The sequence below is a fragment of the Tepidicaulis sp. genome (genome assembly GCF_965222285.1).
Taxonomy (GTDB): Bacteria; Pseudomonadota; Alphaproteobacteria; order Parvibaculales; family Parvibaculaceae; genus Tepidicaulis.
This window is the reverse complement of the sequence record NZ_OZ244942.1, coordinates 1,467,628-1,489,642: the sequence shown is the minus strand read 5'-3', so window position 1 is coordinate 1,489,642 and position 22,015 is coordinate 1,467,628. Positions and strand designations below refer to the sequence as shown.

The 22,015-nt window shown below is 62.3% G+C and carries 20 protein-coding genes; 11 read left to right on the top strand and 9 right to left on the bottom strand.

What is annotated here, in order from left to right:
- Positions 1-58: 58 nt before the first annotated feature.
- Positions 59-454: a preprotein translocase subunit SecG gene (gene secG, locus ACOQOT_RS06975; protein WP_420561614.1), complete on the bottom strand. Its 396-nt coding sequence runs from the start codon at positions 452-454 to the stop codon at positions 59-61.
- A 156-nt stretch (positions 455-610) separates the two neighbouring features.
- Positions 611-1,327 (bottom strand): triose-phosphate isomerase, encoded by a 717-nt coding sequence (gene tpiA, locus ACOQOT_RS06970; protein ID WP_420561923.1) that lies wholly within the window; start codon positions 1,325-1,327, stop codon positions 611-613.
- Between the two features lie 414 nt (positions 1,328-1,741).
- Between tpiA and ACOQOT_RS06965 the strand changes: the two genes are divergently transcribed.
- Positions 1,742-3,625: a SurA N-terminal domain-containing protein gene (locus ACOQOT_RS06965; protein ID WP_420561613.1), complete on the top strand. Its 1,884-nt coding sequence runs from the start codon at positions 1,742-1,744 to the stop codon at positions 3,623-3,625.
- Positions 3,626-3,723: 98 nt separating this feature from the next.
- A complete protein-coding gene (gene trpE, locus ACOQOT_RS06960) occupies positions 3,724-5,238 on the top strand; it encodes an anthranilate synthase component I (protein WP_420561612.1) in 1,515 nt (504 codons plus the stop codon).
- A gap of 27 nt (positions 5,239-5,265) precedes the next feature.
- On the opposite strand, the gene ACOQOT_RS06955 is transcribed toward trpE, so the two are convergent.
- Positions 5,266-6,447, bottom strand: a complete 1,182-nt coding sequence (locus ACOQOT_RS06955) for a divergent polysaccharide deacetylase family protein (protein WP_420561611.1) — start codon at positions 6,445-6,447, stop codon at positions 5,266-5,268.
- Between the two features lie 309 nt (positions 6,448-6,756).
- Between ACOQOT_RS06955 and ACOQOT_RS06950 the strand changes: the two genes are divergently transcribed.
- The 7 genes from ACOQOT_RS06950 (at position 6,757) to lexA (ending at position 12,215) form a co-directional block, all read left to right on the top strand.
- Positions 6,757-7,347, top strand: coding sequence for an anthranilate synthase component II (locus ACOQOT_RS06950; RefSeq protein ID WP_420561610.1), 591 nt, complete (start codon positions 6,757-6,759; stop codon positions 7,345-7,347).
- A gap of 41 nt (positions 7,348-7,388) precedes the next feature.
- Positions 7,389-8,411, top strand: coding sequence for an anthranilate phosphoribosyltransferase (gene trpD, locus ACOQOT_RS06945; RefSeq protein WP_420561609.1), 1,023 nt, complete (start codon positions 7,389-7,391; stop codon positions 8,409-8,411).
- Complete coding sequence (gene trpC, locus ACOQOT_RS06940) at positions 8,408-9,214, top strand: indole-3-glycerol phosphate synthase TrpC (protein WP_420561608.1); 807 nt, start codon at positions 8,408-8,410, stop codon at positions 9,212-9,214. Before trpD ends, trpC begins: the two co-directional genes overlap by 4 nt.
- Positions 9,215-9,218: 4 nt before the next feature.
- Positions 9,219-9,728, top strand: coding sequence for a GNAT family N-acetyltransferase (locus tag ACOQOT_RS06935; RefSeq protein WP_420561607.1), 510 nt, complete (start codon positions 9,219-9,221; stop codon positions 9,726-9,728).
- Between the two features lie 2 nt (positions 9,729-9,730).
- Positions 9,731-10,210 carry a cyclic pyranopterin monophosphate synthase MoaC gene (moaC, locus tag ACOQOT_RS06930; RefSeq protein WP_420561606.1) on the top strand — a complete coding sequence of 160 codons (480 nt, stop codon included), beginning with the start codon at positions 9,731-9,733 and terminating at the stop codon, positions 10,208-10,210.
- Between the two features lie 10 nt (positions 10,211-10,220).
- The gene (gene glp, locus ACOQOT_RS06925; RefSeq protein WP_420561605.1) at positions 10,221-11,423 is read left to right on the top strand and encodes a gephyrin-like molybdotransferase Glp; all 1,203 of its coding nucleotides are present in this window, start codon (positions 10,221-10,223) and stop codon (positions 11,421-11,423) included.
- A 90-nt stretch (positions 11,424-11,513) separates the two neighbouring features.
- A complete protein-coding gene (lexA, locus tag ACOQOT_RS06920) occupies positions 11,514-12,215 on the top strand; it encodes a transcriptional repressor LexA (RefSeq protein WP_420561604.1) in 702 nt (233 codons plus the stop codon).
- 11 nt (positions 12,216-12,226) lie between these two features.
- Here lexA and ACOQOT_RS06915 read toward each other — a convergent pair whose 3' ends face one another.
- Positions 12,227-14,281, bottom strand: a complete 2,055-nt coding sequence (locus tag ACOQOT_RS06915) for a ComEC/Rec2 family competence protein (RefSeq protein WP_420561603.1) — start codon at positions 14,279-14,281, stop codon at positions 12,227-12,229.
- Positions 14,282-14,629: 348 nt separating this feature from the next.
- Here ACOQOT_RS06915 and gltX point away from each other — a divergent pair, with 348 nt between their 5' ends.
- Both gltX and gltA read left to right on the top strand, forming a co-directional pair.
- A complete protein-coding gene (gene gltX / locus ACOQOT_RS06910) occupies positions 14,630-16,042 on the top strand; it encodes a glutamate--tRNA ligase (RefSeq protein ID WP_420561602.1) in 1,413 nt (470 codons plus the stop codon).
- 129 nt (positions 16,043-16,171) lie between these two features.
- The gene (gene gltA / locus ACOQOT_RS06905) at positions 16,172-17,488 is read left to right on the top strand and encodes a citrate synthase (RefSeq protein WP_420561601.1); all 1,317 of its coding nucleotides are present in this window, start codon (positions 16,172-16,174) and stop codon (positions 17,486-17,488) included.
- A 55-nt stretch (positions 17,489-17,543) separates the two neighbouring features.
- Here the strand turns inward: gltA and lpxB are convergent, their stop codons facing one another.
- From lpxB to lpxD, 5 genes are all read right to left on the bottom strand, one after another.
- On the bottom strand, positions 17,544-18,725 hold the full coding sequence (gene lpxB / locus ACOQOT_RS06900; protein ID WP_420561600.1) for a lipid-A-disaccharide synthase: 1,182 nt from the start codon (positions 18,723-18,725) through the stop codon (positions 17,544-17,546).
- Complete coding sequence (locus tag ACOQOT_RS06895) at positions 18,722-19,588, bottom strand: LpxI family protein (protein WP_420561599.1); 867 nt, start codon at positions 19,586-19,588, stop codon at positions 18,722-18,724. The genes lpxB and ACOQOT_RS06895 overlap by 4 nt, the downstream gene beginning before the upstream one ends.
- A gap of 23 nt (positions 19,589-19,611) precedes the next feature.
- Positions 19,612-20,409 carry an acyl-ACP--UDP-N-acetylglucosamine O-acyltransferase gene (gene lpxA, locus ACOQOT_RS06890; RefSeq protein WP_420561598.1) on the bottom strand — a complete coding sequence of 266 codons (798 nt, stop codon included), beginning with the start codon at positions 20,407-20,409 and terminating at the stop codon, positions 19,612-19,614.
- A gap of 2 nt (positions 20,410-20,411) precedes the next feature.
- The gene (gene fabZ / locus ACOQOT_RS06885; protein WP_420561597.1) at positions 20,412-20,903 is read right to left on the bottom strand and encodes a 3-hydroxyacyl-ACP dehydratase FabZ; all 492 of its coding nucleotides are present in this window, start codon (positions 20,901-20,903) and stop codon (positions 20,412-20,414) included.
- Positions 20,904-20,965: 62 nt separating this feature from the next.
- Entirely contained in the window at positions 20,966-22,000 is a 1,035-nt protein-coding gene (gene lpxD, locus ACOQOT_RS06880) for a UDP-3-O-(3-hydroxymyristoyl)glucosamine N-acyltransferase (RefSeq protein WP_420561596.1), read from the bottom strand.
- Positions 22,001-22,015: the final 15 nt, after the last annotated feature.

The window sequence follows — 22,015 nt, the reverse complement described above, 5'->3', positions numbered from 1 at the left end:
ATTCGAAGCGCGGAAATAGCTTTCGCACGTCAAAAACTCATTTCTTAGAAAACGTCGGTTAATCGGCGCTCGGCACCTGCGGTTCTTCGGAAACCGGCGCGCTGGGTGCAGCTGCCCCCTCGCCTGCCTCATCCGCGGACGGCACGCCGGGAACCGGCGTTTCAGGCGCTTCGACCGGCTCCTCGCTCACCCCGGCAGGAACCTGCTCGAGAATGGACGAGCCTTGCTTTTCCGCCTGGGCCAGCAGCGTCAGGCCGATGCTGGTGGCAAAGAAGAGCGCCGCCAGGATCGCCGTGGCGCGGGTCAGCGCATTGCCTGCGGCCCGGTTGCTCACCATACCGCCGCCGCCACCGCCGCCGATACCCAGCGCACCGCCTTCCGACCTTTGCAAAAGGACGGTTGCGACAAGCGCTACTGCGATCAGCAGATGTATAACGATCAAGATGGTGGCCATGACGACGTATCCTTTGCCCGCGGGCCTGACAGATGCGGTGTTCCCACAGATGCCGCGCTTTTAAACCAAGACCCGGCGGAATACCAGCCCGCGAATAGCGTTAATCGAGCCGAAACGGCGCTTTTGCCGGGGGACAAGCGCTGAACCTCCCGGAAATCAGAGATAGGCGCCGATAATCCCGAAAAAGTCCGCCGCCTTGAGGCTCGCCCCACCGACAAGCGCGCCGTTGACATTGGGCACGGCCATCAGCTCTTCGGCATTGGAGGGTTTCACCGAGCCGCCGTAAAGAATGCGGATTTTCGCCCCCTCTTCCCCGAAACGGGCGACGAGGCGCTTGCGGATATGGGCATGGACCTCACGGACCTGCTCGGCGGTGGGGGTGCGGCCCGTGCCGATGGCCCAGACGGGCTCATAGGCGATGACGGTGTTCTTGGGCGTCACATCATCGGACAGCGAGCCTTTGAGCTGGGAGGTGAGGACTTTCAGGGTCGCGCCCTGATCGCGCTCGACCTCGGTTTCCCCGATGCAGACAATGGCGGTGAGCCCGGCGCGGTAAACGGCCTGCGATTTTGCCCGCACATCCTTGTCGCTTTCCCCGTGATCGGTGCGGCGCTCGGAATGGCCGACAATGATGAATTTGCCACCCGCGTCCTTAACCATCTCGGCGGAGATATCCCCGGTATGGGCGCCTGCCTCTTTGGCGTGGCAATCCTGCGCGCCGATCTTGACCGTGCTGCCCTTCGCGGTTTCGGCCAAAGGCGCGATCAGCGTGGCGGGCGGGCAGATCAGCACTTCGCAAGGCACGCGGCCGGCGCCGGCCAGTTTTTTGGCAAGCGCCGCGACTTCCCGGCGGCTCGCTTTCAGCCCGTTCATCTTCCAATTGCCGGCAACAAGTGCTTTGGGCGGCTTTACCTGCCGCTGCGGTGCCTTTTTCGCGGCGCCTTTCGCCGATTTGCTCGCTGCCATGGTCAACTTATCCCCTCAGGCTGAAACGGATGATAGAACGGGAAACGCAGAAGCGGCGCCTGCGCCCCGACTCTGCCTGAAACTCTACTCACGCGCCGTTTAGCAAACCGCCGGAGAAAGGCCAATAGGTTAAGTGGCTCAAGAGCTTGTACCCGCTCACGCCCGCCCCTATCATGCCCGGCCTTGCGGGGGATTTTCTGACGCGGGAACATGACGGCCTGATTGCGGATTGGAGGGCGCGGCCCTTCACCCCTTTCCGGCGACCTATCCGTCCGGCCAGCCTGAAGGCAGCCCGGGCGGGGCAACACCAGGGACCTATCAATGCTCGACACGTTACGTAAAAACGCCAGCGGCTGGGTTGGGATGATTTTCATCGGCCTTATTGCGCTCAGCTTCGCCGTCTGGGGGGTCGCGGATATCTTTCGCGGGTATAGCAGCGATGTGGTCGCCGAAGTCGGAACCGAGGAAGTTCCCGCCAATAGGTTCCGGCTCGAATATCAGCAGCAGCTTGAAGAGCTTTCCGACAGGCTGGGCCGCCCCATCGGCCCGGTGGAAGGGCGCGAATACGGGCTCGACCGGCAAGTGATCGCCCGGCTGGTGGGTATGGCCGCGCTCAACGCGCAAGTCGAAGAGATGGGCCTTGCGGTCGCGGACGAAACCGTGGCGAAGGACATTTACGAGGATCCGAGCTTTCACGGGCCCTTCAACCGCTTCGATCAGCAGACCTTCGATCTTATTCTGGCGCAGAACCGGATCGACGAGCAGACGATGATCAACGACCGGCGCGAGTTCCTGGAACGGGACCAGCTTTTGAGCGCGGCGATCTCGGGCACCCATGTGCCGGATGCGCTGACGGAGCTGATCTACGGCTACCGCAATGAAAAGCGCCTGGCCGAATACATCATCCTGACACCGGACATGGCGAGCGATCCGGAACCGCCGACGGAAGAGGAAATCGAAGAGTTGCATGAAAAGGCCGCGGCGAATTTCTCCACGCCCGAAACGCGCAGCTTCGACGTGCTGGTAATCCGCCCGGACACCATCACCGCTTCCATCGAGATCGGCGAGGAAGCCCTGGCGGAGGCCTTTGAAGAGCGCCGCGATCAATATGACGAACCGGAAACGCGCACGCTTTACCAGATCCCCTTTGCGGAAATGGAAGCGGCGGAAAAAGCCGCCTCGAACCTGCGCCAGGGCGACACGCTTGAAAACGTGCTGGCGCCCACCGGCCTTTCCGAAGAAGACGTGCTGCGCGAGAATCTGACGCGCGGCGATCTTCTGAGCAAGGACGTAGCAGACGCCGCCTTCGCATTGAAAGAAGGCGAAGTCAGCGAGCCGCTGGACGGCGCACTCGGTCCCGTCGTCATCAAAGTTCTCTCCGTCACCCCAGCAAAGCCCGCCAAGCTTGCCGATGTGCGCGAGGAACTGACGAAGCAGCTCGCCTCAGAGCAAGCCGTGCAGGACGTCTTCGATATCTATAACCGGGTAGAAGATGAACGCGCCGCCGGTGTGCCGCTTGCTGATATCGCCGCCCAGGTCGGCATTCCGCTCGAACGGGTGGAGAGCGTGACGCGCGACGGGCTGAAAGCGAACGGTGAGCCCGCCGACGTCCCCGATCTCGTCAAACTGCTCGAAACCGCCTTCACCATGGAAGAAGGCGAAGAGGTGGACGCCATCGAGACGGAAGACGATGGCTATTACTGGATCGACCTGACGGGCGTGAACGCGCCTGCCGTCAAGCCGCTGGAGGAAGTGCGCGATCAGGTCGTCGATCTGTGGATGCGCGAAAAGCGCCGGGGTGAGCTTGTGGAACTTGCCGAGAGCCTTTCGGCGCGGGGCAATGGCGGTGAGCCTTTCGAGGTGATTGCCGGGGAATTCGACCGGGCGGTGCTTACCTCCCCGCCGCTTTCCCGCCGTTCCAGCAACGAGACGTTCTCGCGCTTTGCCGTTGCCAATCTCTTCGGCACGCCGGAAGGCAAGTTCACCTTCGGCTCCGTCGGCTATGGCGACAGCCTGCTGCTGATGAAGGTGAAGGATGTGCGCACCCCTGCCGTGGCGGACAACAAGGAAGCCGTCGCCTCACTGGAAGAAACGCTGCGGGAGACGACGCAGGACGATGTTGTCGGCACGCTCGTGGCTTCCCTGCAGGAGAAATACGGCATCAGCGTCAACCAGACCCTGATCAACCGCATCATCGGAAACTAAGTGCAACGGGCGGTATTTCTGCTAGAAAGCCGCCCGTAACGCACATGAAGCCCACACTGGAAGATGAGGGATGCGGGGTCTGCCCGCATCGGCCCGTTATGATTGAACCCGATTTCGGCAGCTTCGAGACCACCTATCAGGCCGGGAAACCCCAGCTTGTGTGGACGCGCCTCGTTGCCGATCTGGAAACACCGGTCTCCGCCTATCTGAAGATCACGGCGAACGCGCCGAACAGCTTCCTGCTGGAATCGGTGGAAGGCGGGGATACGCGCGGGCGCTATTCAATTATCGGGCTGAACCCGGACATCATCTGGCGCTCCAAAGGCAATCAGGCGGAAATCAACCGCAAGGCGGCGCTCGATGCGGAAGCCTTCGAGCCTTGCGCGGAGGACACGCTGGCCTCGCTGCGCGCACTTCTGGAAGAAAGCCGGCTCGACATTCCCGAGGTCCTGCCTTCCATGGCGGCGGGGGTTTTCGGCTATCTGGGCTATGACGCCGTGCGGCTGATGGAGCATCTGCCGGATGAGAACCCGGATGCGCTCGGCTTGCCGGACGGGCTTTTCGTGCGCCCGACGGTGATTGCGGTGTTCGATTCCGTCAAAGACGAAGTCATTCTGGTAACGCCCGTACGCCCCGACGGCTCGGTGAATGCGAAAGCCGCCTTTGCGCGCGCCAGCGAGCGGCTGAACGCGGTGATCGAAAATTTCGACCGCCCGTTGACGCATGTCGAGGAAGCCGCCGACGCGGCGGCCATTCCCGAGCCTGCCTCCAACACGCCGAAAGAGACGTATTTTTCGATGGTCGAACAGGCGAAGGAATATATCCTTGCCGGCGACATCTTTCAGGTCGTGCTGAGCCAGCGCTTCGAGGCGCCGTTCGATCTGCCGCCTTTCGCGCTTTACCGGGCGCTGCGCCGTATCAACCCCTCGCCTTACCTTTATTTCCTGAATTTCGACGGCTTTTCCATCGTCGGCTCGAGCCCGGAAATTCTGGTGAAGGTGCATGATGGCGAAGTCACGATCCGCCCCATTGCGGGCACGCGCCGGCGCGGGGAAAACCGCGCGGAAGATGCCGCCATCGAAGCCGATCTTCTTTCCGATCCCAAGGAGCGGGCCGAACATTTGATGCTGCTCGATCTCGGGCGCAACGATGTGGGCCGCGTCGCCAAGATCGGCACGGTGGAAGTGACCGACCAATTCGCCCTGCAATACACATCGCACCTCATTCACATCGTTTCGAATGTGCGCGGCGAGCTCGACGATGCGCGTTATGATGCGATTTCCGCATTGATTGCCGGTTTTCCGGCAGGCACCGTCTCGGGCGCGCCGAAGGTGCGGGCGATGGAAATCATCGACGAGCTTGAGCTTGAAAAGCGCGGGCCTTATGCCGGCTGCGTCGGTTATTTCTCGGCAGGCGGGAACATGGACACCTGCATCGTGCTGCGCACGGCCATCGTCAAAGACGGCAAGATGTATGTGCAGGCGGGCGGCGGCGTCGTTGCCGATTCCAGCCCCGAAGGCGAATATACGGAAAGTGTGAACAAGGCGAAGGCGCTTTTCCGGGCCGCCGAAGAGGCGGTGCGCTTTGCCTCGCAAACGGGCCGCGGGCAGTAACTTAAAACTAATCAGGACAAAGAGCGTTTAGCCGCGCGCGGCGTTCTGCGCGATGATTTCGGACGCCGGTACAAGCCGGATGCCTTTGGCCGCCAGGCTGCGCACCCAGACATCGAGCATTTCCAGCGTCAGATCGTGGGGATGGGCGATGGCGACGGCCCGGCCTTCTTTGCGCGCCTTTTCTTCCAGAAGCTGCAACTGGTGCAACAGATGGTCAGGCCCTTCGGCATGATCAAGAAAGACATCGCGCGCCGTGCCCGGCACGCCCGCCATGCGCCCGACTTCCCCGGCGCGGGAACGCTCGCTTGTCAGCGAGTCCACAAAAAAGAGCCCCTTCTCACGCAGCACCCGCATGACGGGGATGAGCGCGCGCACATCCTCTGTGAAGCGGCTTCCCATGTGGTTGTTGACGCCGCTATAGCCGCTGAAGGCGGCAAGGTTGTAGCGCACCGTCTCTTCGATCTCCGCCGGGCTCATGCCAGTGGTGAGCGCTTTGGGGCCGGGGTCTTCTTCGCCGAGCGGCTCCATGGGCAGATGTAGCATGACCTCATGGCCCGCCTCGCGCGCCTCGGCGGCAAGGCGCGAGGTCGCCTCCCCATAAGGCAGAAAGGAAAGCGTGACTGGTTTCGGCAGGTTCATGGCGCGGCGGGCAGCGGCGGCATTCAGCCCCAGATCATCGAGGATGATGGAAATTTGCGGCGCATCTGGCCCGAGAAGCGGCGCAGGGTCTGCGATGGCCTCTTTGACGGGCGGCGCAAGAGCCGCGACCTGTTGCTCTTCCACTGGCGCGGCGGCCGGTTCGCTTGCCGTCTTGGTGACGGAACCGGTCACAAGTTCGCCTTCCGGCAGGCGGTCTTCAAAGACGGCAGCGATCTGCTGTTCTGCGGGTTCTTCCACCGGGGAAGGTTCGGCAAGCGACTGCGCGGGGCCGCCAGCGACACCGGCGAAGCGAAGGCCGCCGAGATCACCCTTGCGGTGACGCAGAGGCTCGGCAATGAGGAAGGCGGGCTCCACCGCATTGGCAGGCTCGATGACGCGGGGAAGCGGCAGAATATCGGCGGATGCGACTTGCGGGCCGGGCGCCAGCGGCACGGAAAGCGAGGGGCCTTCTTTCTTCAGCCCCAGGGCCATGGCCACATCGGGAAGGGCAAGACCGATCCCCGCCCCGGAGATGAGCCCCACGGCGAAAAGCAGCGCGGCAAGAAGCAATGCCTCATGGGCCAGTCCGGCACGCCGGCTGGTTCTCCTCAGACTTGGCCCGGGCTGCCGCCTTTGCCCCGGCTGGGTGGCCCCCATATACTGTGTCATGTCACGCGGATAAGACCATATTTAGAGGCGATCCGGCAAGCGCCGCACCGCGCGGTATCTGTGGATTTCTTACCCCAATGACACTTAAAATCGCCTTAGCGCCTTGTGCCCGGCCATGGAGCGCACCTATAAACGGAAACCTTCCGCCCCTATATGCATTTGGCCGCTTTTGCGGAGGTCCGGCCCAACTGATTCTGAGCGAGTACGCCCATGCTCCTGCTGATCGATAATTACGACAGCTTCACCTACAATCTGGTGCATTTTCTCGGCGATCTGGGGGTCGAAACCGAAGTGCGCCGGAACGACACGCTGTCGGTGCGCGACGCGCTGGCGCTGAAGCCGCAGGGCATCATGATTTCGCCGGGACCTTGCGATCCGGATCAGGCGGGCATCTGTCTCGATCTCATCAAATCGGCTGCCGGGACCTTGCCGATTTTCGGTGTCTGCCTCGGCCATCAGGCAATCGGCCAGGCCTTCGGCGCGAAGATCGTGCGCGCGCCCTCGCCCATGCATGGCAAGATCTCGCCCGTTCATCACACGGGCAAAGGCGTCTTTGCCGGGCTGCCGAGCCCGCTCGAGGTAACGCGCTATCATTCGCTGACCATTGAGCCCGAAAGCCTGCCGGACTGCCTGGAAGTCACCGCGAAGACCAATGACGGCGTCATCATGGGCGTGCAGCATAAGGAGCTGCCCATTCACGGCGTGCAGTTCCACCCGGAAAGCATCGCTTCCCAGCACGGGCACGATATTTTGCGCAACTTCCTCGAGCTTGCCGGGATTGCCATTGCCGAAACCGTCTAAGCTTACGCCGAGCCGGACCGACCTGAAGTAAAGAAGACCCCATGACGGATTTCAAAGCGCTGATCGCGAAAGTCGCCGACGCCCATCCCCTGACCACAGACGAAGCGACGGTCGCCTTCGAGGCGATGATGACGGGCGCGCTGACCCCGGCGCAGATCGGCGCCTTTCTGATGGCGCTGCGGGTGCGCGGGGAAACGGTGGAAGAAATTGCGGCGGGCGCCGCGATCATGCGCGCCAAGGCGACACATGTGAAAGCGCCGGAAGGTGCCATCGACACTTGCGGGACAGGGGGTGACGCCTCCGGCACCTACAACATTTCAACCGCCGTGTCCTTCGTCCTTGCCGGCTGCGGCGTGCCCATTGCCAAGCATGGCAACAAGGCGCTCTCCTCGCGCTCCGGCTCGTCGGAAGTCTTGGAAAAGCTCGGCGTCAAACTCGACATTCCGCCCGCCCATATCAGCCGCTGCATCGAGGAGAGCGGCATCGGCTTCATGTTCGCCGCCTATCATCATGCCGCGATGAAACATGTGGGCCCGGTGCGCGTGGAACTCGGCACACGGACGATTTTCAATCTGATGGGCCCGCTGTCCAACCCGGCAGGCGCAAAGCGCCAGCTGATGGGCGTCTTTGCCGAAAAATGGGTGGAGCCGCTGGCCCATGTGCTCAAGAAACTCGGCTCGGAACATGTCTGGGTCGTGCATGGCTCGGACGGGCTCGATGAAATCACCACCACGGGCCCGACGCATGTGGCGGAACTGAAAGACGGCAAGGTGCGCCGCTTCACCGTGACGCCGGAAGAGGCGGGCCTGCCGCCAGCCGACCCCGAAGCGCTGAAAGGCGGCGATCCGGCGGAGAATGCCGGCGCGCTGACGCGCCTCCTCGACGGGGCACCCGGCGCTTACCGCGATATCGTGCTCATCAACAGCGCGGCGGGATTGATCGTTGCCGGGAAAGCGCAAAACCTGAAAGAAGGCGTTGCCATGGCCGCCGCATCCATCGATGAAGGCCGGGCGAAAGAGGCACTGAAGCGTCTCGTCGCCGTATCGAACGAGCTTGAGCCATGAGCGATATTCTGGAGCGCATCGGCGCCTATAAGCTGGAAGAGATCAAGGCAGCGAAAGCGGCCAAACCCTTGAGCGCGCTTGAAGTGGAGATCGAAAGCCAATCGCCGGTGCGCGGTTTTTACAAGGCGCTGCAGAAGACGGAAGCGCAAGGGCGCTACGGGCTGATTGCCGAGATCAAGAAGGCAAGCCCGTCCAAAGGCCTTATCCGCGAGGACTTCAACCCGCCGGAACTTGCCAAGGCTTATGAAAAAGGCGGGGCGGCCTGTCTTTCCATTCTCACCGACACGCCATCCTTTCAGGGCGCGCCGGAATATCTCGTCGCTGCCCGCGCGGCAACCGCCCTGCCCGTCATCCGCAAGGATTTCATGTACGACACCTATCAGGTGGCCGAGGCGCGGGCGCTGGGCGCGGATTGCATTCTCATCATCATGGCGGCGGTCAGCGACGCACAGGCGCTCGAACTCGAAAGCGCCGCCCACGGCTATGACATGGACGTGCTGGTGGAAGTGCATAACGAGGAAGAGCTGGAACGCGCAGGCGCGCTTTCCTCGCCGCTGCTCGGCATCAATAACCGGAATTTGAAGACCTTTGAGACGACATTGGAGACGACAAAGCGTCTCGTACCCTTTGTCCCCAAAGGCAAACTGATTGTCGGGGAAAGCGGCCTCAACACGCCCGCTGATCTTGCCATGCTTTCCGCTTGCGGCGTGAACAGCTTTTTGATCGGGGAAAGCCTGATGCGTCAGGCGGATGTGGAACAGGCGACGCGCACATTGCTGCATAGGCAAGAAATGAGAGCCTGACCCGATGAGCTACGAAATTCGCCTTGCCACACTTGACGATGTTCCCGCTCTCGGCCCCGTCGAGGTGGCGGCGGGACAGCTCTTCAAGACCGTCGGCATGGGGCATCTTTCGCATAAATTCATGGAACCGGAAATGGCGGCCGCCTTCGTGCGGGCCAAAGGCTGTTTCGTGGCCGAGGCGGAAGACGGCGCGCTGGCCGGTTTTGCCATGTCCGCGCCGCTCGACCATTCGGTCTTCATCCATGAAATTTCCGTCGATACCGCCCATGGCCGGCAAGGGCTCGGAGGGAGGCTTATCGGCGCCGTTTCCGACTGGGCCAAAGCCCTCGGCAAACCGGCGGTGACGCTTTCCACCTTCACGGACGTGCCCTGGAATGCGCCTTATTATGGCCGCCAGGGATTTTCGGTGGTAGAGCGGGAGGACTGGTCGCCGGCCTTCTTCATCATTCATGCGCATGAAGAAGAAAGCGGCCTTCCCATCGACCGGCGCTGTTTTATGCGCAAGGAGCTTTAAGCATGGCGGGCAAGCTTTCCCATCTCGATGACAAGGGCGCGGCGCATATGGTCGATGTTTCGGCCAAGGATGTGACGCAGCGCACCGCAACCGCCAAAGGGCGCATCGAAATGGCACCGGAAACGCTTGCCCTCATTCTCGACAACAAGATCACCAAGGGAAACGTCATCGAGATCGCGCGCCTTGCCGGGATCATGGCGGCGAAAAAGACCGCGGACCTCATTCCGCTCTGCCATCCCTTGATGCTTTCCAAAGTCTCCGTCGAACTTGAAGCCGACAAGGAGGCCTCTGCCATCGAGGTGAGCGCCACGGTGAAAGTGAGCGGGCAGACGGGCGTCGAGATGGAAGCGCTGACCGCCGTCAATGTTGCGTGCCTGACGATCTACGACATGGCGAAAGCGGTGGACCGGGGCATGCGCATCACCGACATTCGCCTGACGCATAAATCGGGCGGTAAATCCGGCACCTTTGAGGCCGGCTAAAAGGTTCCTCATGGCTCTTCTTCCCGTTGCCGACGCGATCGAGAAAATCGGCGCTGCTATTGCCCCGCTTGAAGCGGAGCGCATTCCGCTCGCCGAAGCGGGCCACCGGGTGCTCGCCCGCGATCTTGCCGCTTTGCGCACGCAGCCCCCTTTCGATGCCTCGGCCATGGACGGCTATGCGCTGAGGGCAGAAGACGCCGCCAAGGTGCCGGCGGAGCTGAAAGTGATCGGTGAAGCACCGGCCGGGCGCGCCTTTGAGAGCAAAGTAGGCTCCGGCGAGGCGGTGCGTATTTTCACCGGCGGGCCGCTGCCTGAGGGCGCCGACACTATCGTCATTCAGGAAGATACGGAGCGCAGCGGCGACACCGTGCGCATTCTGGAAGCGGCCGTCCCCGGCAAACATATCCGCCGCGCCGGGCTCGATTTTAGCGAAGGAGAAAGCGTGCTTAAACAAGGCGCGCTGCTCGGACCCGCCGCGCTCTCCCTTGCCGCCGCTGCGAACCATACTGCGCTCGATGTTTACCGGCGCCCGCGCGTTGCATTTTTTGCGACGGGCGATGAGCTGGTGCCTCCGGGCGAGGAGCCGGGCCCTTCGCAAATCGTCGCCTCGACGGGCGCGGGCCTTGCCGCCCTCATCCGCCGCTGCGGCGGCGTGCCGCTCGATCTTGGGATTGCACGGGACAACCGGGAAAGCCTTCTGGAAAAAGCGGACGCTACAAAAGACGCCGACATGGTGGTGACGCTGGGCGGAGCCTCGGTCGGTGAGCACGATCTCGTGCAGGATGTGCTGGGCGGCGCCGGGCTCGACGTCGCCTTCTGGCGCATTGCCATGCGCCCAGGCAAGCCCTTGATGTTCGGTGCGCTCTCGGGAAAACCTTTTCTCGGCCTGCCGGGCAATCCCGTCTCCGCGCTTGTCTGCGCCGAGCTTTTCCTCAGCGCCGCGCTGATGCGCCTTCAGGGGCGGCAAGCGGCGCACCCCCGGCTTTTGCCCGCCCGCCTTGCCGTGCCGCTCAAAGCCAATGACACGCGCCAGGACTACATCCGCGCTGCGCTTGAGGAGGAGGACGGGGAATGGCGCGCCAAGCCGCTTTCCGTTCAGGACAGTTCCATGCTTTCCGGCCTTGCCCGCGCGGGCTGCCTTATCGTGCGTCCGCCCCATGCGGCAGCCGCGGAAACCGGGGCGCTGGTTAATGTCCTCCCCCTTGAAGGGTAATTTTATCCACAGAAGGGTTGACGCGGAAAAAGAACCAAACTAGAACAAGTGAAATGTTTATCGTTTGTTCTAGATATTGGGGCCGCACCCATGCTCACACGCAAACAGCATGAACTTCTTATGTTCATCAACGAACGCCTGAAAGAAACGGGCGTTGCGCCTTCCTTCGACGAAATGAAGGAAGCGCTGAATTTGCGCTCGAAATCGGGCATTCACCGGCTCATCACAGCGCTGGAAGAGCGCGGCTTTATCCGCCGCCTCGCCCACCGGGCCCGGGCGCTGGAAGTGCTGAAACTGCCCGATGCGGCGGCCCCGAGCCTGGCGCGCGGGCGCGGCTTCGAGCCGGAGGTGATCGAGGGCGGCGGCGCCCCCGCTGCGAGCCTGGCACCCGCCCCTGCCAATGAGAACGATGCCCTACCCGTCTCCGTCATGGGCCGGATTGCCGCCGGTACGCCGATCGAGGCGCTGCAGGAGGAAAGCCATCAGGTTTCCGTACCGCTTGCCATGCTCTCCAACGGCGAGCATTACGCGTTGGAAGTCAAAGGCGATTCCATGATCGAGGCCGGCATTCTGGACGGCGACACCGTGATCATTCAGCGCTGCGATACGGCCAATAATGGGGAGATCGTTGTGGCGCTGGTCGATGGCTACGAAGCAACCTTGAAGCGCCTGCGCCGGAAAGGCGATTCCATTGCGCTGGAAGCGGCGAACCCTGCCTATGAAACGCGGATCTTCGGCCCGGACCGGGTGAAGGTTCAGGGCCGCCTTGTCGGCCTAATGCGCCGCTACTAAGCGCCTGCAAACTACCAGGGGCGTGTCCAGGGCCGGATGCCCTGCACGCCCCTTACCGTTTCCACTGTCAGCTTTCCCTCATTCCAATAAAGCGCCTGCGTGCCCGTGCGCGATAAATCGCCGTAATCGAGCACCAGCCGGGCATGGCAGGCTTTATCATCAAGCCCCCATCCCACATCTTTTTCCATCACAATAATGTCTGCCCACGGACAATCCTCAAGCAGTGCCCGCTCGTCTTTGATGTGAGCGATGCGCGGGGCGCCCGGCGCTTCATAGAGACAGGAAAGCCCGTCGCAGCGCCAGGGCGTCTCTTCCGCCGCCGCGCGGGGGCTGCGGGTGTCGCCTTCCTCCCGCAGCCAGATGGAAGCCTGAAAGGCCGGGCGCGATGCATTGAGGATGAGCTTGCCGTCTTCGCCCCGCACCGCAATAAGGCGGGCATTTTCGGATATGAGAATATCGGGGCGCGGCGCAAGCGCCCAAAGAAGAAGCCCGCCCGCAAGAAAGAGGCTGCCGGCAAAGCGGACCCGCCCCTTCCATAAGGCAAGCCAGAGCCCGCCCAAAGTGACGAGCCCCAAGGCGGCCTCCGGTCCGCCCGGCACGCCGCGCACCGCGCCCGGCCACGCGGCAACGGTGGCAGCAGCAGCAAGCAATCCTTCAAGCCCGAGCTCCATAATGGCGAGCGGCCAGGCCTCGAGCCCGAAAGGCATGAGCGCGAAAGCGGCAACGGCAAAAGGCATGACGAGCAGCGCGACAAGCGGCATGGCAAGGAGATTGCCTGCGAGGCCATAGGCGGCGACACGGTTGAAGTGGAACGCGGCAAAGGGTGCCGTGGCGAGCCCGGCAATGAAACTCGTCAGCAAGAGCCCGGCCCCATAAAGCAGCGCAAGCTGCAGCGGCCCGCGGGCGCGCCAATCCGCGAGCAAAGCATTGAGCTGCGCGGCGCGGGTTTCATACACCGCAACCAGTGCCGTCACGGCGGCAAAGGACATTTGAAAACCGGCAGAGAGCACGCTTTCGGGCCGGAGCACCAGAAGCGCAAAAGCGGCAAGCGCCACATTGCGCATGGTCATGGCCGGCCGGTCGAGCATGAGCGAGAGCAGCACAAGCGCGATCATGATGAAGGCGCGCTGGGTCGCCGTGCTCATGCCGGAAATGACGAGATAGGCGGCGGCACCTGCAAGCGCGAGCCCGGCCGCCCATTTCTTCACCGGGTAATGCAGCGCAAGGCGCGGCACCAGCGCCATGAGAAGGCGCAAGCCTCCGAAGAGCGCGCCCGTCAGCAGCGCCATGTGAAGACCGGAAATCGCCAGCACATGGGCAAGGCCCGAGGCGCGCAAATTTTCTTCCACCTCTTGCGGCAAATAAGCCCGCTCGCCGGTCATCAGCGCAACGGCGACCGCGCCGGTGTCGGGCGACATGGCGGCGAGCACCCGCGCGCCGATAGCCTGGCGCAGCGCATGCAGTGCTCTACGGGCGGCAACAAACACGCCCTCCGCCTCTCCCTGGATTTCCGGCGCGCCCAGCATGACGCCGCCCGCGCCGATCCCCTCGAACCAGAGCACCCTGCCGTAATCGAACCCGCCGGGCGCGGCAGGCAGGCTATTGGGCCAAAGCTTCACCGGCCCTTCGATCCGGTCACCGGGCCGCAGCGCCAGCGCGCGCGGGTCCGAGCCCCGGTAGGTGAGGCGAACCTTGCGGGGCGGGTCCGGCACATGTTCCAGCGCCTCGATCTCTACATCGGCGCGCAGCCGCCCGTCGCCCTCCCGGCTCACCGCGCTCACCGTGCCCTGCAAAATGCCGTAGGAGAGCTCACCCGTGAGCGGGGAATGATCGATAATGCTGACGCGCAGCCCCGCGAGCGCAAAGCCGAGCGCGGCAAGCCCCGCCGCTATGAGCGCAAGGCGCAAGAGCGGGCGCGCCGCAAGGCGCCACTGAGCCAGGAACGCGGCAAGGGCAAGGAGCGCCGCCCAGCCCCAGGCCGGCTCGAACCGCAGGCTAAAATAAAGGAGAATCCCGAGCCCCAGGAAAACCGGCGCCCAGAGGCCGAACCTCTCCGATTCCCGCAAGAGCCCGTGCCATAGGGAAAAAACCGGGCCGGAGAGCCCCCTCCAGGTCCGCCCCAGCCCCCACCTCCCGGACCCGGCGGGCCAAATATCTCCGGTACCTAGCGCGATATCCCCCTCCTCAAGAACAAATCGCGAATATTTCGCCCCGCAGAGCCCGGAAAGCCGGAAAAAAGTATGCGCGGAACGCTACCACGCCCCCTTTGCCTGTGGTAAGAACGGCAGCCTGTTTACGCCCCTGCCGCAACGGTTTCCTCGGCCTTAGGCCAGTGTCCGCGGCTGGGCCTTCACGCCACACCAGGACTGAAATTCCAGCGGGTCACCCCGCTGAAAATAAAGCTGAACGTTAGAATGACCGGAACTCAAAAAGTCGTCACCCGTTTCGCGCCTTCGCCGACCGGCTATCTGCATATTGGCGGTGCCCGCACGGCGCTGTTCAATTGGCTGTTTGCGCGCCATCACGGGGGCCGGTTTCTTCTGCGTATTGAGGATACGGACCGCGAACGCTCCACTCAGGGCGCCATCGATGCGATTTTCGAAGGGCTGAACTGGCTGGAGCTCGGATGGGACGACGAGCCGGTCTATCAGTTCTCGCGCCAGGAAAAGCACCAGGCCGCCGCCGAAAAGCTGATTGCCGAGGGCAAAGCCTATTATTGCTATTGCTCGCCTGAAGAGCTTGAAGAAATGCGCGAGAGGGCCCGCGCCGAAGGCCGCCCGCCGCGCTATGACGGCACCTGGCGGGACCGCGACCCCGGCGAGGCGCCGGCAGGCGTCAAACCCGTGGTGCGTTTCAAGGCGCCGCAGGAAGGCGAAACCGTGGTGCGCGACCATGTGCTGGGCGATATCCGCATCGCCAACAACCAGCTCGACGATCTCATTCTGCTGCGCTCGGACGGCACGCCCACCTATATGCTCTCCGTGGTGGTGGACGATGTGGATATGGGCATCACCCATATCATCCGGGGCGACGATCACCTGACGAATGCCGCGCGCCAGAGCCAGCTATATGCGGCCCTTGGCTGGACGCCGCCGGAATTCGCCCATGTGCCGCTCATTCACGGGCCGGACGGCGCGAAACTTTCCAAGCGCCACGGCGCGCTTGGCGTGGAAGCCTACCGCGATATGGGCTATCTGCCCGAGGCGATGCGCAATTATCTCGTCCGGCTCGGCTGGAGCCATGGCGATGATGAAGTGTTCTCGACCGAGCAGGCGATCGAATGGTTCGGCCTTGAGAATATCGGCAAGTCGCCGGCGCGGTTCGATTTCGCAAAACTCGAAAACCTCAACGGCATCCACATCCGCCAGGGGGACGACGTAATGCTGGCCGATCAAACACTGTCGCTGATGAAGCGGCTGGAAGGCTGGCCAGAGGATGCGGGCTTGCGCGCCAAGCTCGTCGAGGCCATGCCGGGCCTGAAAGAGCGGGCGAAAACCCTGATTGAACTTGGCAAGGGCGCCGAATACCTTCGGGTGACGCGGCCGATCCCGCTGGACGAAAAAGCCCAGAAGCTGCTGAATGACGACGCCCGCGCCATGCTGAAAAAGCTGCATGAAGTGCTTTCCGCCCTGCCCGACTGGGAAATCGAGGCGCTGGAAGCGGCGGTGCGCCAGTTCACGGAGGATATGGGTCTCAAACTCGGCAAGGTCGCGCAGCCTTTGCGCGCGGCACTGACCGGCGGCAGCACCTCGCCGGGGATTTTTGATGTTCTGGTTTCACTCGGCCGGGAGGAATCCCTCGGCCGGATCGAGGATCAGGCAGGCTAAGGCCCGCTTCGATCCGCCGTTTTACACTCGGGCCGGTAAATCCGAGTAGCAGCGGCATAACAAGATGTTGCACTATGCCCGCCGCGGTACCGCGCCGCAGCCGGGTCCAGGAGAAGGATAGGGACAACGATGACGAAAACGGGAACCGACGCTGGAGCGAAGCAAACGGCCAAACTGGAAGTCGGCGGTAAGACCTATGACCTGCCGGTCTATGAAGGCTCGATTGGACCAAGCGTCATCGATGTGAGCGCCCTTTACGGCCAGACGGGATATTTCACCTACGATCCCGGCTTCACCTCGACGGCAAGCTGCGAGTCCGACATCACCTATATCGACGGCGACAAGGGCGAGCTGCTTTACCGCGGCTACCCGATCGAGCAGATCGCGGAAAAAGGCAACTTCCTGGAAACCTGCTACCTGCTGCTGAACGGCGAGCTGCCGACAAAGCAGGAATATGACGAGTTTTCCTACGCCATCTCGCGCCACACGATGGTGCATGAGCAGATGCAATATTTCCTGCGCGGTTTCCGCCGGGATGCGCATCCGATGGCCATCATGGTCGGCATGGTCGGCGCCCTGTCCGCCTTCTATCACGACAGCACGGATATCAACGATCCGCAGCAGCGCATGATCGCCAGCCGCCGTATGATCGCCAAGATCCCGACCATCGCGTCCATGGCTTACAAATACTCGATCGGCCAGCCGGTGGTTTATCCGCGCAACGATCTTTCCTACGCGGAAAACTTCCTGCATATGTGCTTCTCCGTTCCGGCGGAAAAATACAATGTGAGCCCCGTGCTTGCCGATGCGATGGACAAGATCTTCATTCTGCATGCGGATCATGAGCAAAACGCCTCCACCTCGACGGTGCGTCTGGCAGGCTCCTCTGGCGCCAACCCCTTCGCCTGTATCGCGGCGGGCATCGCCTGCCTCTGGGGCCCGGCTCATGGCGGCGCCAATGAAGCAGCGCTAAACATGCTGCAGGAGATCGGTTCCGTCGACCGCATCCCCGAATATGTGGCGAAGGCCAAAGACAAGAACGACCCGTTCCGTCTGATGGGCTTCGGTCACCGGGTTTACAAGAACTACGACCCGCGCGCCAAAGTCATGCAGCAGACCTGTCATGCGGTGCTGAAAGAGCTCGGCATCAATGACGATCCGCTGCTCGATGTAGCGATGGAACTGGAGCGCATCGCGCTTTCGGACGAATATTTCATCGAGAAGAAGCTCTACCCGAATATCGACTTCTATTCGGGCATCACGCTGAAAGCGATGGGCTTCCCGACCACGATGTTCACGGTGCTCTTCGCGCTGGCCCGCACGGTCGGCTGGATTGCCCAGTGGAACGAAATGATCGAAGACCCGAAGCAGCGCATCGGTCGTCCGCGTCAGCTTTTCACCGGCGCGAAATCGCGCGAATATTCCGATATCGCCAAGCGCAAATAAGCGCAGCGGCGGCAAGAAAGAAGGGCGCCTTGCGGGGCGCCCTTTTTGTTTGTCCTTAAATTTTCTGAGCGCCCGGCAAAAGCTCCAGCACGGCGCGGGCGGCGCGGATACTGGCGGGCTCACCGCCCACGCCCATGATCTCGCGCATCTCATCGAGATCAGCGAGCGCCTTTGCCCGCTCCGTGGTCTCGCGCATCAATGGCAGGAGCGCGCCGGAAAGTGCCTCCGGTGTGCAGAATTGCTGCAGGAATTCACGCACCGCCGGGCGGTCGAGAATGAGATTAGGCAGCACCACGGAAGGCACTTTCAGGGCGCGCGATACGGCCCAAGCAGCAATAGGATCTATCTTGTAGCCGATCACCATGGGAAGCCGGGCAAGGCCAAGCTCAAGTGCGACGGTACCCGAGGCGGCAAGTCCCGCATTCGCAGCGGCAAAGGCGCCCAGCTTCTCCTCTTCACCTGTAACCAGAACCGTGCGGACGGGCCAGTCTTCGACTTCCTTTTCGATGAGCGGGCGGACATGGGAGAGCGCGGGGATCACGATTTCAAGCCCCGGCAGCTCACTGCTCAACCGCTCAACCGTCGCGCCGAAAAGCGCGATAAGGCGTTTGACTTCATTGACCCGGCTGCCGGGCAGCATGACAAGCAAGGGCGTTTCTGGCGCAATGGCATGGCGCGCACGGAAAGCAGGCCCGGCGTCTTCGTCCGGCAGGCGCTCGATGGCGGGATGGCCGACATAAACGCAGTCGAGCCCTGCATGAGCCTTGAAGAATTGCGGTTCGAAAGGAAGCAGCGCCAGCACGCGTGTGAAGTGTTTCGCCATGGAGGTTGCCCGGCCTTGCCGCCAGGCCCAGACCGTCGGCGAGACATAATCGACGATGGGAATATCCGGCGCCTTTTTTGCGATGCGGCGGGCGACATTATGCGTGAAGTCCGGCGCATCGATCATGACGATGAGATCGGGTTTCGTTTCCACTGCATGGGCCGCCGTCTCACGCATACGCTTTAGAATAAGCGGCAGGCGCGGGATCACTTCGCGCGGGCCCATCACGGCGATATCCGTCATCGGAAAGATCGAGCTGATGCCCTGCTCGCTCATCCGCTCGCCGCCGACGCCGCTAAAGGCGAGCGGGCGCGCGGAAAGCTTTTTCAGCGCCGCCATAAGCGGGCCGCCCAGCGCGTCGCCCGAGGGCTCGCCCGCCACCAGCATGATATGAAGCGGCTTTTCTTCGCTCACGCTGCAGCCTCCAGCGCCAGAATGTAGAGGCCCAATTCATCGGCCCGGGCGACAAGTGCGCGCATATCGACGACAAGCGCGCCGCCCGCTTCGACCGCGATGCCCGCAAGCCCTGCGGCGGCGGCATTTTCCACGGTCATGACACCGATGGTCGGCAGATCGACGCGGCGCTCCTGCTCAGGCTTCGGCAGTTTGACAAGGACACCGGCCCGCGCGCCTTTCTTGCCGCGCAAGCTAGATGGCAGCGCGGCGACACGCGCCAGCATCGCATCCGTGCCTTCCGGCCCTTCGATGGACAGCACCACATTGCGGCAGATAACCGTGCCTTGGCCCATGTCAAAAGGACCGATGGCGGCAAGCAGCTCTTTGCCGCGCGCAATATCGGCCTCATCGGCAGCATCTGGGCGGACTTTCGTCCAGACACCTGCCGGCGCGCGCAGATCCGTCAGCACACCTTCGGCGGGGACGACGCAAAAGCCGTGTTCTTTTTCGAAATAGTCGACGAAACCGCGCAACAAGGCATCATCGCCATTGCGCAGGAGTTTTAAAAAGCGCGGCAGGAATTTCAGCCCGCCCCAATCGAGCCGCAGCGCAGAAAGCTCCGGGCGCGCGAGCGGGCCGATCATCACAAGATCGCGGCACCCGGCTTTCTTGAGAGCGCTTACCGTTGCGCCCAATTTGCCAAGCGGTATCCAGGCATGAGGATAGGCCTCGATGCCGCGCTCACTTTCATTCGGCACGCCGACAATGAAAACCTTACGGCCTTCCTTGCGCGCGGCCTCGGCCACGGCGACAGGCAGCGGCCCCTTGCCGGCCACAATGCCGAGGGGGGTTTTGAGATTTTCTTTCGGATTGCCGCTCATCAGCCGCCTCCGGCGCGCAACGCTCAGGCTGCCTCGTGGCGCGGTGTGCAAAGGGAGCGGTTCGTGTCACCCTTGATGAAGGCGACGATCTCCTGAACCGCGTTCACATCCTTATAGGTTTCAGCGACTTGTTCCAGACGCTCGCGCAAGGTCTTTTCCTCGGCAAAGAGCATTTTATAGGCCCCGCGCAGCGCATGAATTTCATCACGCGAGAAGCCGCGCCGGCGAAGCCCGATGACATTGAGACCGGCGAGATGCGCCCGGTTGCCGAGCGCCATGCCATAAGGAATGACATCGTTCTCGATGGCGCTTGCCCCGCCCACAAAGGCATGGGCGCCGATGCGGGTGAACTGATGCACGGCAACGCCGCCGCCCAGGATGACGTAATCGCTGATCAGGCAGTGACCGGCCAGAAGCACGGCATTCGAAAAGACGACATGATCGCCGATAATGCAATCATGGCCGACATGCGCGCCTGTGAGGAAGGCGTTGTGATTGCCGACACGGGTCACCATGCCGCCGCCTTCGGTGCCGGGGTTCATCGTGACGTGTTCGCGGATGAGATTATCGGATCCGATTTCAAGCCGGCTCGGCTCGCCTTTATATTTCAGATCCTGCGGCTGGTGGCCGATCACGGCGAAGGGAAAGATCTTCGTGCGCGGGCCGATGCTCGTATGCCCTTCCACCACGACGTGAGAAAGCAGTTCCACCCCGTCGCCGAGCGAGACATTGCGACCGACGACGCAGTAAGGGCCGATCTTCACATCGGCGCCGACAGACGCGTTCTCGTCGACGATCGCTGTGGGATGGATGTCACTCATAATTACTCTTCCGGTTCCACGATCATGGCACTGTAATCGGCCTCGGCAACCACTTTGCCGTCTACCTTGGCATCGCCGTGGAATTTCCAGACCGAGCCGCGATTTTGCATCTTGCGCACATGTACTTCCAGCCGGTCGCCCGGCACCACAGGCCTGCGGAAGCGTGCCTTGTCGATCGTCATGAAATAGACGACCTTGTGCTTGGAGCCCGATTTGGCGGCATTGACGACCAGCGCGCCGGCGGTTTGCGCCATGGCTTCGACGATCAAGACACCCGGCATGACGGGAAAATCAGGGAAGTGCCCCTGAAAGAAATTGTCGTTGATCGTGACGTTCTTGATGCCGACGGCCGATTCCGACCCCTTCATATCGACGATCCGGTCGATCAGCAACATGGGGTAGCGGTGCGGCAAAAGCTCCATGATCCGCTTTATATCGGCCGTCTCCAGCTCTTGCGTTGCTTCCGGATTTGCCGCATCGGATGTGTCAGTCATGCTCTCGTCTCGACTTCTAGAGCCGGGTTTATGCTGCGCGCTAGCGCATCCCGGCTGCGCTCTCAGTTCTTCTTTTTCGGCCGGCCCAGTTTCTGAACGGCGACGATTTCACGGCGCCACTGACTGACCGGTTTGGCAGGCGTCCCGCCCCATTGTTCGCCTGCCGGTACATTGTGGATCACCGAGCTGCGGGCGGCAATCTGCGCGCCCATGCCGATGGTCAAATGCCCCGTCACGCCGACACGCGCCGCCAAAACCACGAAATCCTCGAGAACCGTGCTGCCGGAGATCCCCGTCTGGGAGACGATGATGCATCCCCGGCCAACCGACACGTTGTGCCCGATTTGCACGAGATTATCAATCTTCGTGCCCTCACCGATCACCGTGTCGGGGCCTGCGCCCCGGTCGATGGTGGAGTTCGCGCCGATTTCCACATTATCCTGAATGATGACGCGCCCGAGCTGCGGCACTTTTTCATGATGCGGCAGGCCCATGGCAAAGCCGAACCCGTCCTGACCGATCTGCACACCCGGATGGATGATCACCTTGTCGCCGATCATCGCATGGGAGACTGTAGCATTGGGGCCGATATAACTGTGCCGCCCAATGGTGCAGCCACGGCTGACAACGGCATTGGCGCCGATAATAGTGCCCGCGCCTATCTCCGCGTGCTCGCCTATGACGGCGCCCGGCTCAACAACCACGCCCTCACCGAGCTTAGCACTGGCATGTACCGTGCCTTGAATTTCGCTTTCACCGAAATGCGCACTGCCGCCGCTACCCGGATAAAAGGCCTGCGCGGCCAGCGCGTAGGCCCGGTAGGGATCATCGCTGAGTAAAAGCGCCATGCCGTCCGGCGCCTTGTCCCGATGCTTGGGTGAGAGAACCGCCGCGCCCGCTTTCGTCTCACGGAAAGCATCGACATATTTCGGGTTGTCCAGAAAGGTCAGATCCGCCGGGCCCGCCCGGTCGAGCGGCGCCACATCATAAACAGGTCTATCGCCATGCGCCGGATCGGCAAGATCGGCTTTGATCCGGGCCGCCAGCTCAGCCAGCGTGAACGGCCCAGACCTGTCGAAAAAACGTGTATCCGCCATGATAATTCCGGTTCG

Excerpts from the sequence above, each read along its gene's own strand:
- fabZ (WP_420561597.1), bottom strand. The coding sequence starts at position 20,903 with ATGACTGACACATCCGATGCGGCAAATCCGGAAGCAACGCAAGAGCTG.
- gltX (WP_420561602.1), top strand. The coding sequence starts at position 14,630 with ATGACCGGAACTCAAAAAGTCGTCACCCGTTTCGCGCCTTCGCCGACC.
- ACOQOT_RS06965 (WP_420561613.1), top strand. The coding sequence starts at position 1,742 with ATGCTCGACACGTTACGTAAAAACGCCAGCGGCTGGGTTGGGATGATT.
- lexA (WP_420561604.1), top strand. The coding sequence starts at position 11,514 with ATGCTCACACGCAAACAGCATGAACTTCTTATGTTCATCAACGAACGC.
- ACOQOT_RS06950 (WP_420561610.1), top strand. The coding sequence starts at position 6,757 with ATGCTCCTGCTGATCGATAATTACGACAGCTTCACCTACAATCTGGTG.
- tpiA (WP_420561923.1), bottom strand. The coding sequence starts at position 1,327 with ATGAACGGGCTGAAAGCGAGCCGCCGGGAAGTCGCGGCGCTTGCCAAA.
- secG (WP_420561614.1), bottom strand. The coding sequence starts at position 454 with ATGGCCACCATCTTGATCGTTATACATCTGCTGATCGCAGTAGCGCTT.
- glp (WP_420561605.1), top strand. The coding sequence starts at position 10,221 with ATGGCTCTTCTTCCCGTTGCCGACGCGATCGAGAAAATCGGCGCTGCT.
- lpxD (WP_420561596.1), bottom strand. The coding sequence starts at position 22,000 with ATGGCGGATACACGTTTTTTCGACAGGTCTGGGCCGTTCACGCTGGCT.
- trpE (WP_420561612.1), top strand. The coding sequence starts at position 3,724 with ATGATTGAACCCGATTTCGGCAGCTTCGAGACCACCTATCAGGCCGGG.
- moaC (WP_420561606.1), top strand. The coding sequence starts at position 9,731 with ATGGCGGGCAAGCTTTCCCATCTCGATGACAAGGGCGCGGCGCATATG.
- gltA (WP_420561601.1), top strand. The coding sequence starts at position 16,172 with ATGACGAAAACGGGAACCGACGCTGGAGCGAAGCAAACGGCCAAACTG.
- ACOQOT_RS06895 (WP_420561599.1), bottom strand. The coding sequence starts at position 19,588 with ATGAGCGGCAATCCGAAAGAAAATCTCAAAACCCCCCTCGGCATTGTG.
- trpD (WP_420561609.1), top strand. The coding sequence starts at position 7,389 with ATGACGGATTTCAAAGCGCTGATCGCGAAAGTCGCCGACGCCCATCCC.
- lpxA (WP_420561598.1), bottom strand. The coding sequence starts at position 20,409 with ATGAGTGACATCCATCCCACAGCGATCGTCGACGAGAACGCGTCTGTC.
- trpC (WP_420561608.1), top strand. The coding sequence starts at position 8,408 with ATGAGCGATATTCTGGAGCGCATCGGCGCCTATAAGCTGGAAGAGATC.
- ACOQOT_RS06935 (WP_420561607.1), top strand. The coding sequence starts at position 9,219 with ATGAGCTACGAAATTCGCCTTGCCACACTTGACGATGTTCCCGCTCTC.